Source organism: Bradyrhizobium sp. YCK136 (assembly GCF_044570075.1).
Classification (GTDB): domain Bacteria; phylum Pseudomonadota; class Alphaproteobacteria; order Rhizobiales; family Xanthobacteraceae; genus Bradyrhizobium; species Bradyrhizobium diazoefficiens.
On the sequence record NZ_CP172424.1, the window covers coordinates 3,508,118 to 3,521,437 of the forward strand.

A 13,320-nucleotide genomic window follows, 5' to 3' on the forward strand; every position below is an offset into this window, starting at 1 on the left:
CACCACGCTCGCCAGCCCTCAGGCGCACTCTTACGAATAAGACGGGCTAGGGATCACGCAGTATCTTGCGCCCCGCCTCCGGGCGGGCTGTTTTTTGCGCTTGCACGTGAGCGACAGCCTTATTGGGATCGCATCGATTGCAGAAAACGCACGATCTTCTTTCGATCCTCAACGGACGCAAGACCTCCGTAGGGAGCCATTCTATTCCCGGGAACGACCTCATCTGGATTGGCTATGAAGCGCGCGAGTTTTGCTTCATCCCAGATGAAATCACTGTCTCTCATCGCTGACGAGTAATTGTACTCCGACAGCGATCCCGCTTTCCTTCCAATAATCTGGTGCAAATTAGGACCAAGACGATTGTCGTCCTTTTGGATCGAATGGCAAGTTCGACAAGCGTTGTTGAATAACTGTTGCTCTGCGCCTTTCGAGAGAACGTCCTGAGCCGAAAGCGAGGACGACGATAGCAGGTACAACATTGCGCTCGATATCACGAGGTCCAGCCGGCCGATACGCTTCATGCCAACCTCCCGTCGCCTGCGAAGGGCGAGAAACCGCCGCCTGAGTCATTCCAGCTTGTAACGGAAGTCCAGCCTCAACCGGCCATCTGCCTCCAGTCGGCTCTGGGTCAAAATGCGAAGAACTCGGAGTGAGCAAATCTCGTCCGCTCCGCCCCAGTAAACGGACCTCAATAAGGAATGATGCCACTTCGCGGCCGGGCCAGAAGAGGGCATTCCGCTGACCGCGTGGCGGGTGAAATCGTGCTAGGTGGTCACCGCGCGGTACTGAAATGGACCCCGGTTTTGGGACCAGAGGCTAAGTTGGAAAAGGGCCGCTCCGTTTGATAGACGGAGGGCATGATGACGAAGAAGACACGACGGAAGATCGACGCGGCGTTGAAGGCAAAGATCGCGCTGGAAGCGGTGCGGGAGCAGGCGACGGTGGCCGATCTGGCCCAGCGCTATGAGGTTCACCCGAACCAGATCTATGCCTGGAAGAAGCAGCTGCTGGACCAGGCGGCCCGGGCTTTTGACGCGGGTGTCGGGCGCGAGAGCGAGGAAACGCGCGAACGCGAGATCGAGAAGCTGCACGCCAAGATTGGACAACTGACAGTCGAGCGCGATTTTTTAGCGCGGAGGTCCGGAAGATGAGCACGCCGGACCGTCGAGGAATGCTCGATCGCGCCGACCAGGCGCTGTCGATCCGCCGGCAATGCATGTTGCTTGGCATCGCCCGTTCTGGGGTCTACCGGCCGCCACAGCCGGCCAACGACAACGACCTTGCCCTGATGCAGCGGATCGACGAGCTGTTCACCGCCTGGCCATTCCTGGGCTCGCGGCGAATGACCGCGATGCTGAAGGCTGAGGGGCTTCAGGTCAATCGCAAGCGCGTGCAGCGGTTGATGCGCAAGATGGGCATCGCGGCGCTGGGACCGAAGCCGAACACGACAAAGCCGGCGCCGGGCCACAAGATCTATCCCTATCTGCTGCGCAACATGACGATCGACCGGCCGAACCAGGTGTGGGCGGCCGACATCACGTATCTGCCCATCGGCCGCGGCTTTCTCTATCTCGTCGCCATCATCGACTGGGCGAGCCGTGCGGTTCTGGCGTGGCGGTTGTCGAATACGATGGACGTCTCGTTCTGCGTGGCGGCTCTGGAAGAGGCGCTGGCGACGTACGGCACGCCGGAGATTTTCAACACCGACCAGGGCAGCCAGTTCACCAGCGTGGCCTTCACCGGCGCGTTGGTGGGCGCAGGGATCAAGATCTCCATGGATGGCCGCGGTCGTTGGATGGACAATGTCTTCATCGAGCGGCTGTGGCGGTCGCTCAAGCATGAGGACATCTATCTCAAGGGCTATGCCGACGGCCGCGAGGCCAAGGCAGGGATCGCGAGCTGGATCGCCTTCTACAACGATCGTCGCCTTCATCAGTCCCTCGGCTATCGCACGCCGATGGCGGTCTGGCGCGAACGGATGCAGGCCGCGCAGGCTGTGGACATGGTGGACAACGCTGACGCGTTGACCACATGCCCACAGCAATTCCAGCAGACAGAGTCTCTGGCTGCGTGATAGAAAGGGATCAGGAGCGATCCGTTTCCAACTAACAAACCGGTTCAACCGGTCCCGCTCCGCGGGTCCATTTCAGTACAGACGCCATTCGTCGGGCACGCCTTTGAGAACGTGACGGCCGCGCTCTTCAAACGTCAATCCGGAGCCTGCTACGAGATCGCGAACCGTCTGTGATACCAGAATTTCACCCGGCGCAGCTAGCGCCGCAACACGCGCGCCAATATGAACGGCAATGCCAACAATATCTTGAGCGACGAATTCGCACTCGCCGGTATGCAAACCGCAACGGACCTTCAGGCCGAGCGGACCCACCGCATCGCCGATTGCGCTGGCGCAACGCACGGCGCGCGCTGGCCCGTCGAAAGTGGCAAGGAAACCGTCGCCGGTTGTGTTGATTTCGCGCCCGCGATACTGGCCGAGCACATCCCGAACTTTGGCATAGAACGCGTCGAGCAACGCGCGCCAGGCGCCGTCGCCGAATGCGGCGGCGCGTTCCCGTCGCCGAATGCGGCGGCGCGTTCCGTCGATCCCGCAATGTCGACAAACAGCACGGTCGCAAGCACCCTGTCTGGCTCGGCTGTATGCCGATGCCCGGTGACGAACTCTTCGACCTCATCAAGAATTGCGTTCTGGTTGCCAAACCAGACCGTATGGTCCTGACCGCTGAGCTCAACCAGTTTGGCGCAAGGAATCTGCTGCGCCATGTAACGCGCATGCTTCACATCAATGACGCGCTCATCGGTTCGATGCAAAATTAAAGTCGGTACGCGCGTGACGGGCAGGATGTCTCTGACATCGATCTCCCGGTTCATGCGCATGATCGAAGATGCCGCGCCTGGGCTTGCTGAAGCCCTGAAGTAGGCGGCGATTTGCTCAAGTATCTGCTTATTGCCTGCAACACTGGGCGCCCACATCAGCAAACTCATTGCATCCGTCGTGCCCCAGTGGTGCTCAATGTCATCGAGGAAAGTGCTCCACTGCGCATCGGTCCATCCGAATGTGTAGTCAGGTGCCCACGAGCGCCGCGCATACGTGCCACAAAGCACCAGAGCCGACGTGCGCTCGGGATAGGTCGCTGCATAGAGCAGCGACATCGGACCGCCCTCGGACACGCCAAACAAGGTGGCCCGCTTGGAACCAACCTGATCCAGCACTGCCTGCACGTCGTGCATCCGCTGTTCAAGTGTGAAAATCTGGGAACCGCGATCGGACATTCCGGTGCCGCGCTTGTCGAACATGATGACTCGAGAAAATGTTGCAAGCCTACGGAAAAAGGAGGTGCGCGCCGGCGATTGCCAGAGCGCTTCAACATTGGAGACAAAACCCGGGACGAACAGCAGGTCGCGCGGACCATCGCCAATCACCTGATAGGCAATATGGACATCGTCACTTTTAACGTAGTGAGTGGCTGGGACGTCAACCATGTTGGCCTACTGCGTGACAAGACTGCGCGGCGCGAGTGTCGCACCTCATTCCGCGTCAGGCCAGCGAAATCAGGTCGCAAATTTAACGGGCTCGACCGCCGACCGCCCGTTGACGGCGAAGTCCGACGACCTGATCCATGCCGACCGCCATGGCGCGATCGTGATCGCGCTCGGCGTCGCCGCCAAGCTGCCGGAGGCCACCGAACTCTGCGGCCGCCGCGAGACCCCGATTCTGGGGATCGCTCGCAGCCCCGACTTCTCGCTGGAGAAGCTGAAGGCGGCGCTGATGCGCTCGGCGGAGATTCATTAAAGGCGAAAGAGGGCAAGTCCGCGCCGCAGCCAGGGCTTGTGAGGTCCGCTCTGTCCCTGAAACCGGCGCAATAGCGGACCTCCCCGGAGGTCCGAGTTGGGCCAGGAACAGACGCACGCACCGCAGCAAAATTGGACGTAGGTCAACCGGTTCTTGGCAGACTACCTTTGGCTTGTCCGCGGTAATACGACCGTGAACTCAGTGAACAGCCCGGGCTCCGTCTCGACGTCGATGCTGCCGCCGTGTTGCTTTACGATAATGTCGTGGCTCATCGACAGGCCAAGCCCGGTACCTTCCCCGGAAGGCTTGGTCGTGAAGAACGGGTTGAATATTTTCCCTTTGATCTCTTCCGGGATGCCGGTGCCGTTATCGCGAATACGGATTTCAACCTTGTCTCCGAGATTTTTGGTCGTAGCGGAAAGCATCGGCTCGAAGCCGTCATCGGCTTCCACTTTGCGTTTCGTCGTGGCGTAGAATCCGTTCGATATCAGATTGAGCATTACCCGCGTGATCTCTTGCGGATAGACATCAGCCATACCGACGGACGGGTCGAGATCGCGATGGAACGCGATACTGAAGCCTGCCTTTTCTGCTCGAGCACCATGATAAGCCAAGTCTAGGCTCTCATCGACTATCGCGTTGATGTCAGTAGGTCGATGCTCGCCGGATCCTTCACGGGAGTGCTGCAGCATGTTTTTCACAATGGAGTCGGCTCGTTTGCCGTGCTGAACAACCTTTTCGAGGTTGTCTTTCAGCATCTTGGTCAGTTCGTCGACTTCCGCACGGATATTGTCGGTCAGCGCGGCGGATCTGAGCACGTCGTTCAACTCGTCCGTTAGCTCCGCCGAAAGAGCTGAGAAATTATTGACGAAGTTGAGAGGGTTCTTGATCTCGTGTGCGATACCGGCGGTGAGCTGGCCGAGCGAGGCCAGCTTCGCGGTCTGCACCAGGCGATCCTGCGCGGTGCGCAGATCGTCGAGGGAAGCCGCGAGTTCTTTTGTGCGAGCCTGAACTTCGTCGAACAGACGCACGTTTTCGATGGCAATCACGGCCTGGTCTGCAAAGGTTGTGACCAATTCCACCTGCTTGTGAGTAAACGGCCGCATGGTTCGGCGCAACAGCACGAGCGCGCCAACCGGATTGCCTTCGCGCAGAAGGGGTACCCCTAGAAATGTCCGGGGATTGCCGCTTAGTCTCTGTCCTTCCGAAAAAGTGTAATCGGGATCGGCAAGCACGTCGGGCACATGGATCACCTTTCCCTCGAGCAGGGTTCGGCCGGTTATGGTCGAGCGTTCCGGCTTGACGGGGATTTCTTTTACGTAATCCATGAACTCCGCCGAAAATCCGTATGATCCGGCGCGGAAATATTCGTTCCCTTTCTGCCGCGTAATCGCCGCCATATCCGCCTCGCACAATCGAACCGCCGACTCGACGAGAGTGTCCAGCACAGTTTGCAAGTCGAAGGCAGAGCGGCTGATGACCTTGAGCACGTCGGCGGTCGCACTCTGCTGCTGTAGCGACTCTCGTAGATCCTCGGTGCTGGCGCGCAGCTCACGAAGCAAACTCGTGTTTTCGATAGCGATGACCGCTTGAGCTGCGAACTGTTTCAAGAGCGATATCTGCTTCTCCGAGAAACGCGCCGGCTCCTGCCGAAAGATCATGATATTGCCGACCACCCGATCGTTCTTCAGGAGCGGAACGGCGAGAATACTACGCGCACCGCCTAGATCGACCAGCGCGCGCCGGTTGGGTTCGCCTCTGCGATAGGCATCCGACTCGCGGAGATCGAGAATTTCTACAATCGGTTCGCCCTGCAACAGGCGGGCCGGTGCCGTGCCCGGGCCGTACGCCAGCGGCTGGCTGCGCCGATATTCGTCATAGGCGGGAGGGAGCCCGCGCGTGGCAGCAGTATGGAATAGCTCGCCGTCGAATGTATTGAGCACGCCGAAATCGGCAGCGCAAAGGTCCATCGCCTTGCCGAGCATCGCGTTGAACACGGGTACTAGGTCGCCGCGAGACGACGAGATAATTTGAAGAACCTCGGTGGTTGCCGCCTGCTGCTCGCGTGCTTCAGCCAGCTCGACGGTACGGCGGCTAAGTTCCCGCCGCAAATCGGCAGCCGACCGACCGCTCGGGTGCCGGGTTTTCGCCTTAGGCTTGCGCTTCGCCTTGGGAGCCTTTCCGCCGAATTTGCGTGCACTACTCTGTTCCGGGGAACGTTGCGCCATATACAGCCCCTGATCTCAGGAGCAGGCATTCTATCGGCTTAAGGCGTTATGCCGGAAGGCAGAAACTCCAAAATATTGCGTGCCATTAACGAGCCCATCCGATGTCCGAGATGGGTCAAAAGCAGCGGTGGACGCCAAGTAGGATCGGCGTCCGGTTTGCCCCCGACAGCCGACATGACACGCGGCTTCGATTAGTTCGATGGTCTCGATTGTGTGCCGAACACCGGAACGTCGGTGCGATCAACGAGCAATTCGGCCCCTTCGTGCGGCCGCACCTCAGCAAAGTTCAGTGCGGCGTCGATGTCGCCCTCCCAGACTTCGCGTGGCAGTTCGTAAACCAACTCGACGCCATAACCATTGGGATCGTGGAGATAGAGGCTGTGCGTCATGCCATGATCGATGCGACGGTCGAATTTCACGCCCATCTTTTGGAGATAGGCAAGCTGACGCAACCACGCCTCGCGGTTTGGATAAGAATCACAATGTGATTGATTGCCATGGGCGAGTCCCACATTTGCCATCCGGCAGGCGGCGCCGGCAGGTTCGGGTTCTCAACGAGCGCGAGATCGTGGTGACGGAGGCCATCGGGACCCACGCCGCTATAGAACCACATCTTGCGACCCGGTCGTTGCCTGAATTCGCCGACAAGACGTAGGCCAACGACCGCCGTCCAGAATTGATGACTTTCCTCAATGTTGCGGACGTTCAACACAATGTGGTTTACCCCGATGGGTGCAACTGGTGCCGAATCTGCTGCTGTCATGCTAGCGGCTCCTCACCCTTGAAAACGGTTGAATGGATAAAATCAGAAATCTGAAGAGGATCGTTTTCGCAATTCTACCCTAGATCGTCACGAGCATGTCTACCACGGCAAAATAGGTCAGAAGAAATGTCGCACAAGATAAACTGCCTGTCTTGAATCATCATCGGTTCGACCTGTGGCTCTAAGACCGCTACGGGTCATGAACGACAAAACTCAAGGCGAGCATAATAGGTCCGCTGTCGGGTACATAGCGACCAGTGAGCCTAACGGCCGAACCATGATTCAAGCCATCCGACGGAAGGGGGCCGAATCATGCGCTACGAACTCACGGATAATGAGTGGTTTGCCATTAAGCCGATGCTGCCGAATAAGTCGCGCGGCGTGCCACGAGTGAATGACCGTCGTGTCCTCAATGGCATCTTCTGGGTCTTGCGATCCGGGGCGCCATTGCGCGACCTGCCAGAGAACTTTGGTCCGTACACTACGTGCTACAACCGCTTCGTCCGTTGGCGGCGGGCTGGCGTCTGGGGCGGTATCATAGATGCGCTTGCGACTGCCCATGATGCCGCTGTCCAGATGATCGACACCTCGATTGTCCGTGTGCATCAGCAGGCGGCCTGCATTGGAAGGAACCGGCGCCAGTCGATGGGAAGATCACGCGGTGGCTTGACGAGCAAGATCCAAGCGGTAGTCGATGGCAATGGTCTGCCGGTACGGCTTGCGTTGAGCCCTGGCGAGGCGCACGACGTTCAACTGGCCGGAAAACTGCTGTCTCGTCGCAAATCTGGATCAATGCTGCTTGCCGACAGTGGCTATGACGCCGACTGGATCAGGGAGCTTGCCACGAAGAAAGGCACGTGGGCCAATATCCCGCCGAAAAGCAACCGCAGCGATCTGATCTGCTTTAGCCCTTACCTCTATCGAGCTCGCAACCGCGTCCGGCCGCTGCTATAGCGCCGGTCGCGCCGTTTCGAGACCAGGCCCTCGAGGCCCAGGCGGCAGGCGGCGCCGAACAGTTCGGTGCCGATCTCGCCGGGCTCGAAGGGCGCGACGAACATGCCATTCGGCCGACCGCGTAGCAGCCGCGCCAGGTTGGTCTTGCGCAGGCTCAGCGGCAGCTGGCGCAGATCTTCGCCGCCGAGCGCGAGGACGTCGAATGCGTAGAGCTGCACCTCGTCGTCGTGCCGGCGCGAGTGCAGGGCGTTGAAGTCGGAGACGCCATCGACACCGAGCAGGCAGGACAGCACTTCATTGCTCGCATTCAGGGCCTCATCCCTGGCGAATACAGTAGGTCTCAGTTTGAAATCTTCGGCTCACTGGGCAGAGCTACCAGAAGGCTTCTCGCCACGATCTTTCCGCAGTTGGGGCACTCAAAACTGAACAGATCGCGGAGCGAACTTTCCATTTCGATCCCGAACAGGCGCATTTCCACCTTGCAGGTTGGACAGAGTATCAGCGGCTCAAATTCGATCAATTCAGTCATGGTCGCACTCCCTTGCGAAGCTTACCGCTACTGCGACATGAGTTTCTGGCATAAAAAAAATAATAGGTAGTGATTGCCGTATCTTGGGATTGCGTTCTGCTGCTCTCTCACGCTTTGGTTGGTGAGCTTGGTGCTGTAGGGCGTGTACCCGCTTGGAACTGTACCTACCCTTGGCAGTTCCAAGATGGTGAAAGCATGTCAGGAGGCATGTCATGGCTGGGCGGCGCAGGGCGAAGCAAGTTCGCTCCCTTGAGGAGAGGCTGGCCGAGCAGGCTGCCAAACTCAAGGAACAGGCCGCAAATCTCCCTGCCGGCGCTGAGCGCGAGAAGTTACTCAGAAAGGCACGCCTCGCCGAGACTGGCGCGCATCTACCGATTGGCTGACCTCGCCCGGGCGCCGGCCGCCCAAGCTCACGTGACCATTCGTCTGCAGAAGGTGCGACGAACGTCCCATTCGAGATGGGGGCGATGAAGTCTCTGGGCAGGCAAGTTGGTCTTCGGGCGCCATCGAACAGTACGGTGATGCCCGTGGTCCGGTGGCCCACTTCGACGACGATGCCGCTCCGATGAGCCAGGTCTGGACATCGAGCGGCACCAAGCTCGCTCATTTTGAAAAGTGTACCGACGGCAATTGCTTCGTTCTTCCGGTAAATCATTCAACGACTGGCAGATAGAACTTCACAATCGACAAAATCAAAAATCTCAATTCAGGCAAAAATTCGATCAGATCGATCCGGCTTGGCGTCGGCGCCGAAGGGCGCAGCTTCAGTGTCGCCAGCCATCTTTGTCGACCTCGACGTGGAAGCCTCCCGGCATCCGCGGCGCCTCGCCGTCGACCGGAGCGTTGCAGGCCGGGCAGGGCGCGCCGGCGCCGCCGCAGGTGCATGCGCGTGGGCCATCCCATGGGCGGTCCAGATGGTTCTCGGAAACCCAGCCGACGCCGTCACAGGTCGTGCACTTCACGGCCGCGTCAACGTGCGGCTTTCCTCCGGCTGGCATCACGCGGCACCTGGTAGCGGCAGCGCGAGCTGCGCGTCGAAGCGGGAGGTGGCGTTGGCGGCAATGAAGTCCTGCAGCGCGGACGGGACCTCTGCGTCGGTATCAGTTGCGCGCTGCGCCAGCGTGTCAGCGACGTCGGAGGTGGCGTCCCTTGACCAGCCTTCGCCCGGATTGAAGCACACAATCCGGACCGGATAGGCGTACTGGCCGGACAGGAGATGCCTGAGGATAGTCTCGAGGTCGGTATCGGCTTCGTCGGTCTCGCGCCAGGCGCAGCCGGCGCGGCCGCCGAAGTCCTCGAGGACCAAATAGATGTCGCGGTCGAGGCGGTCGGCCGGCACGATCGAGGGCGAGGAACGCATACGCAAACTCCAACACAGACCGTGGCGGAGAGACGGCCCCGGCTTCAGGGTGGCTTCCGGTGGTAGGCCGAGGCCGCTCCGCCAGCTCGGACAGCGAGCCGGCGAGATTCAAATGCCGCGCGCTCGCGTGGTTCCTGCAAGGAATATCAACCCGTAATTCGCGGCTCCATCTGCGGGTGTCTTGATTAGGACAGCAGCGCTGGCGCTTTATGGCGCGCTGGTCAAAATTGCTCAGACTTCGGCCTGCCATAGGTGTTAAAAAAAATCTGTCACCGCGCGGTCCCTCGGGCATCTATCGATGATGAGAACGCCATCACGCGCTCCCGCCTTCCCCTCAGGAATGGAGCCGTGCCATGCAGCGACGCCGCCTCAAGCAAACCTCGTCCCTTGAAGAGCGCCTTGCCGAACAGGCGCACCGCCTCCGCGAGGAAGCCAAATCGCTTCCACCTGGTTTCGAGCGCGAGCGAGCGATCCGCAAAGCCCGGCAAGCCGAGACCGGCGCGCATATCAGCGAGTGGCTAAACTCGCCCGGATTGCAGCCGCCGAAGTAGCGGCCTCCATCGGTCTTTGATTTAGCTCAATGACCCCGCTTGGTCCCGCCTATTCGCTGGACCATGAACCAATCCGACAAGCCGGATTCAGCTAAGCCGCCACCTCCTCAGCCGACACGCTTGGATGAGGTGCGCCAGGCCGTTGAAGAATACGCTGCTGACCTCCGGGAAATGATCAGAAAGCTCCGGCAGAGGCTGCTGCATTGAGGCCGGCGTCCAGCAAGGTCGCCAGCTTCCGGTCGTTCGTTGCGCAAGAGTTTGCCATTCCTGTCCGGAACACTACTGCCAATGTTGGGAAACGAACAGAACGGCGCTCAGAGCTGTGAGTAAGCTCGGACCTGCTTGAGCTTCCCCAAGGTCCAAGCACCCACGGCCCCGGCCTCAACGCCCACCACGACACCCCACGGCCGGGGCCGTTTTTCCCCGCTATCGATAGCCCATTGCCGGCATCGGCGGCCTGACCCAATTAAAGTTTGGCCTGACGTCGGCGCCACGCCCGCTGCAGGCGGTGCAGACGAAGCGCGGCTCGATATCTGACAGCCGGGCATCGTCGGGCCAGCGATCGGCGCTCAGTGCAACGTGATGGCCGCAATGGCAGTAGGCAATTGCCGAACACGTCGTGTATCCAACGGATCTCGATGGGATCCGGCTTTATCGCAAGTTGGCAGTCGAGCAGCCGCTGATCGAAACTGTCCCGCGGGCGAAAAAGCATTTGATGCGGGCCAAACTTTACTGGCCTGAGCCTTTTTTACAGCTGAAATTGAGTATCGCGATATCACGTCAGAAGCACTGCTGCGTGCCAGTGCCCTAAAAGGATTCTCCAGGTCTTGACGTTTGTTAGGTCTGGTTTCCGACTTGAGTGACTCTACCGAGCACCATCTGATTGTCACGCATGAGGTAACGAACAGCGGCTCGGATCGGGCTCAGCTTGCCAATATGGCCAGGCAGGCGAAGGCTGTTCTAAAGACCGAGAGGCTCGAGGCCGTTGCCGATCGCGGCTACTTCAGCAGCTCCGAAATCCTCGCTTGCCACGAGGCCGACATCACGGTGACGCTGCCCAAGCCGATGACTTCTAGCGCCAAGTCGGAAGGGCGCTTCGGCAAGCAGGACTTTGTCTATTTACCGGAGAAAGACGCCTATCGCTGTCCGGCTGGGGAGCAACTGCCATATCGCTTTACTGGCGAGGAAGATGGCAAGCGGGTAAGGCGCTACTGGACCACAGCCTGTCAAAATTTGTTCGCTCAAATCTCAGTGCACGACAGGGGCGGAGCGGCGGATTCCCCGATGGGAGCATGAGCATCTGCTCGATGCTGTGCAGCAGCGCCTTGATGCGAACCCGATGGCTATGCGTCAACGTCGCGAGACCGTCGAGCATCCGTTCGGCACAATGAAGGCCCGCATGGGCGCGACACACTTCCTGACCAAAACGCTTCCGAAAGTAGCCGCCGAGATGGCTCTTTCGGTTCTGGCGTACAATCTAACAAGGGTCATGAACATCGTCGGGATCAAGCCGCTGATCGCTGCGATCGCGGCCTGAGAACTGCGTGTCTCCTGCCTTCCGGGCCAGATACCCTTAGGCACCGTTTTTACACGACCAAGACCCATTACAGACATGCGACATCGTCTTGGACAATTACTCAACGACGCGGTCTGCTCGTGCAAGATGCTCGCGGGTACGGTGATACCAACAGCTTTTGCTGCCCGCTGATTTACGATAGGCGGGCACGGTCATGGCGGGGGCCATGGATGGGGGCATCGCCGGTGGCCGTGGTCATCATTATGGATGGGGCAGAGGCCGTGGGCATCACTATGGCTGGAGGCACCATCATCATTATTGGTAAGCTCGATTCTATGATCCAGGCCGCTCAATAGCGGCCTTTTTCATTCCGTGGGAATGCTACGCGAAAACCCAAAGGATCGTTCGCAACTCAGGCTACTCGAAATCGTGGCCCACGACCGGCTCTTCCCAGGAGGATCCGCCCCAGCAGCGGGGTGTCCGGCCCAATTCACGATCGTCAACCGCTGCTCCCCCTTTTGCGAAGGTCTCACTCTTTTAGTCACCAGCAAGTGCCAGGCCGCGCGAGGAACGATTCAACAAAGCGTGAGTTCGTTCTCAAACTCAACAAATAAAATAAAGGAAGAGGGTAACGCGATGTCACGATCGGTGGAGGAGTTGAGACGCGAGTCCGAGCGCAGCCGTGCAGAACTGGCGACTACGGTAGGGCGACTAAAGGAGCAGATATCGGACACCGCCGACGACATTCGCCACAAAGTCTCGCCGCATCACATCAAATCCGAAGTCACCGAATACGTCAGCCACAAGACCCAGAGTTGGGTCGAAGGGCTCAAGCAACAGATCATGGACAATCCGATGCGCGCAGTGGCCGCCGGCGCCGCGGTCGGCGTTCCGTTGCTGCGGTTGGCGCGGGGTGTGCCGTTGCCGCTTCTCATGATCGGTGCCGGGCTCGCCCTGACGTCGAAGACAGTGCGTGATCGCGCAGCAGAGGCGACGGGCCCGGTCAAGGACAAAGCGGGGCGCATGCTTGAGGAGGTGGCGGAGGGCGCTCGGGCCATGCAGGACGATGCCAAGGAGACGCTATCCTCCGCTCAAAGCCGGGCCGCCGGGATGGCTGGTGACGCGCAGGATAAGGCCGCTGGTCTTGCCGCTGATATGCGCGCTGGCGCGGCTCGGGCTGCCGGTATCGCGGGTGAAGAACTCAAGAGCGGCATGGAGGCAATCAAGGATGCCGCTGCGAGCGCGCCTGACCAGGCCCGCCAGACCATCGGCGACAATGCAGCGCTGATCGGAGGCCTGGGCATCGCGATCGGCGCCATCATTGCTGCGGCTCTTCCCGAGACCAGGGCCGAAGACAAGGTGATGGGGCGGGCAAGCGATGGAGTGAAGCAGGCTGCGGCCGCGGCTGCGCAACCCGGATTCGAGGCGGCGAAAGATGCGGCCACATCGGCGGTCGATGTTGCGGCGCAAAAGGTCGCCGAGGCTGATCTCGGCTCCCACGTTGGCGGTATGACCCAGAAGATGGCGGACACATTGAGAGAGGCTGCCGACGACGTGGTCAAAGCTGCCTTTAGTCCCTCTCCAACCGATACTTGAAGGAAAGGAAAACAT

At 59.7% G+C, this 13,320-nt stretch carries 10 protein-coding genes and 6 pseudogenes; 6 read left to right on the forward strand and 10 right to left on the reverse strand.

Annotated elements, in window-relative coordinates; translation table 11 throughout:
* Positions 1–119 precede the first annotated feature (119 nt).
* Positions 120–521, reverse strand: coding sequence for a cytochrome c family protein (locus tag ACFLEY_RS16555; protein ID WP_060908058.1), 402 nt, complete (start codon positions 519–521; stop codon positions 120–122).
* A 339-nt stretch (positions 522–860) separates the two neighbouring features.
* Here ACFLEY_RS16555 and ACFLEY_RS16560 point away from each other — a divergent pair.
* Positions 861–2,074 (forward strand): IS3 family transposase gene (locus ACFLEY_RS16560; protein WP_244433177.1). Its coding sequence is split into 2 segments (ribosomal slippage): positions 861–1,137 and positions 1,137–2,074, totalling 1,215 coding nucleotides; the frame shifts between segments, so codons are not numbered across the junction.
* Between the two features lie 72 nt (positions 2,075–2,146).
* Here ACFLEY_RS16560 and ACFLEY_RS16565 read toward each other — a convergent pair.
* Together ACFLEY_RS16565 and ACFLEY_RS16570 are read right to left on the reverse strand one after the other, a co-directional pair.
* Positions 2,147–2,497 carry an adenylate/guanylate cyclase domain-containing protein gene (locus ACFLEY_RS16565; protein WP_309142177.1) on the reverse strand — a complete coding sequence of 117 codons (351 nt, stop codon included), beginning with the start codon at positions 2,495–2,497 and terminating at the stop codon, positions 2,147–2,149.
* Positions 2,498–2,772: 275 nt separating this feature from the next.
* Positions 2,773–3,498, reverse strand: a pseudogene (locus ACFLEY_RS16570) (alpha/beta fold hydrolase); the annotation flags it as partial.
* 109 nt (positions 3,499–3,607) lie between these two features.
* On the opposite strand from ACFLEY_RS16570, the pseudogene ACFLEY_RS16575 reads away from it, so the two are divergent.
* Positions 3,608–3,808, forward strand: a pseudogene (locus ACFLEY_RS16575) (RraA family protein); the annotation flags it as partial.
* A gap of 161 nt (positions 3,809–3,969) precedes the next feature.
* Here the strand turns inward: ACFLEY_RS16575 and ACFLEY_RS16580 are convergent.
* The 3 genes from ACFLEY_RS16580 to ACFLEY_RS16590 all read right to left on the reverse strand — a co-directional run bounded on the left by ACFLEY_RS16580 (position 3,970) and on the right by ACFLEY_RS16590 (position 6,799).
* Complete coding sequence (locus tag ACFLEY_RS16580) at positions 3,970–6,036, reverse strand: GAF domain-containing protein (RefSeq protein WP_082755226.1); 2,067 nt, start codon at positions 6,034–6,036, stop codon at positions 3,970–3,972.
* A gap of 191 nt (positions 6,037–6,227) precedes the next feature.
* A complete protein-coding gene (locus ACFLEY_RS16585) occupies positions 6,228–6,488 on the reverse strand; it encodes a VOC family protein (RefSeq protein ID WP_060908056.1) in 261 nt (86 codons plus the stop codon).
* Positions 6,452–6,799 (reverse strand): VOC family protein, encoded by a 348-nt coding sequence (locus ACFLEY_RS16590; RefSeq protein ID WP_082755224.1) that lies wholly within the window; start codon positions 6,797–6,799, stop codon positions 6,452–6,454. Before ACFLEY_RS16590 ends, ACFLEY_RS16585 begins: the two co-directional genes overlap by 37 nt.
* Before the next feature lie 312 nt (positions 6,800–7,111).
* Between ACFLEY_RS16590 and ACFLEY_RS16595 the strand changes: the two are divergent.
* Positions 7,112–7,738: pseudogene (locus ACFLEY_RS16595) on the forward strand (IS5 family transposase); the annotation flags it as partial.
* Here the strand turns inward: ACFLEY_RS16595 and ACFLEY_RS16600 are convergent.
* The 3 genes and pseudogenes from ACFLEY_RS16600 to ACFLEY_RS16610 all read right to left on the reverse strand — a co-directional run.
* Positions 7,717–8,034: pseudogene (locus ACFLEY_RS16600) on the reverse strand (DNA ligase); the annotation flags it as partial. The pseudogenes ACFLEY_RS16595 and ACFLEY_RS16600 sit on opposite strands and share 22 nt — an antisense overlap.
* Positions 8,035–8,093: 59 nt before the next feature.
* Positions 8,094–8,282: a hypothetical protein gene (locus tag ACFLEY_RS16605; protein WP_129557332.1), complete on the reverse strand. Its 189-nt coding sequence runs from the start codon at positions 8,280–8,282 to the stop codon at positions 8,094–8,096.
* Positions 8,283–9,279: 997 nt separating this feature from the next.
* Positions 9,280–9,642 carry a hypothetical protein gene (locus ACFLEY_RS16610; RefSeq protein ID WP_060908053.1) on the reverse strand — a complete coding sequence of 121 codons (363 nt, stop codon included), beginning with the start codon at positions 9,640–9,642 and terminating at the stop codon, positions 9,280–9,282.
* Between the two features lie 353 nt (positions 9,643–9,995).
* On the opposite strand from ACFLEY_RS16610, the gene ACFLEY_RS16615 reads away from it, so the two are divergent.
* On the forward strand, positions 9,996–10,193 hold the full coding sequence (locus tag ACFLEY_RS16615) for a hypothetical protein (RefSeq protein ID WP_060908052.1): 198 nt from the start codon (positions 9,996–9,998) through the stop codon (positions 10,191–10,193).
* Positions 10,194–10,791: 598 nt separating this feature from the next.
* On the opposite strand, the pseudogene ACFLEY_RS16620 reads toward ACFLEY_RS16615, so the two are convergent.
* Positions 10,792–10,935: pseudogene (locus tag ACFLEY_RS16620) on the reverse strand (transglutaminase N-terminal domain-containing protein); the annotation flags it as partial.
* Between the two features lie 125 nt (positions 10,936–11,060).
* On the opposite strand from ACFLEY_RS16620, the pseudogene ACFLEY_RS16625 reads away from it, so the two are divergent.
* Together ACFLEY_RS16625 and ACFLEY_RS16630 are read left to right on the forward strand one after the other, a co-directional pair.
* Positions 11,061–11,730 (forward strand): annotated as a pseudogene (locus ACFLEY_RS16625) (transposase); the annotation flags it as partial.
* Between the two features lie 615 nt (positions 11,731–12,345).
* On the forward strand, positions 12,346–13,305 hold the full coding sequence (locus ACFLEY_RS16630; RefSeq protein ID WP_060908051.1) for a hypothetical protein: 960 nt from the start codon (positions 12,346–12,348) through the stop codon (positions 13,303–13,305).
* The last annotated feature ends 15 nt before the right edge of the window (positions 13,306–13,320 follow it).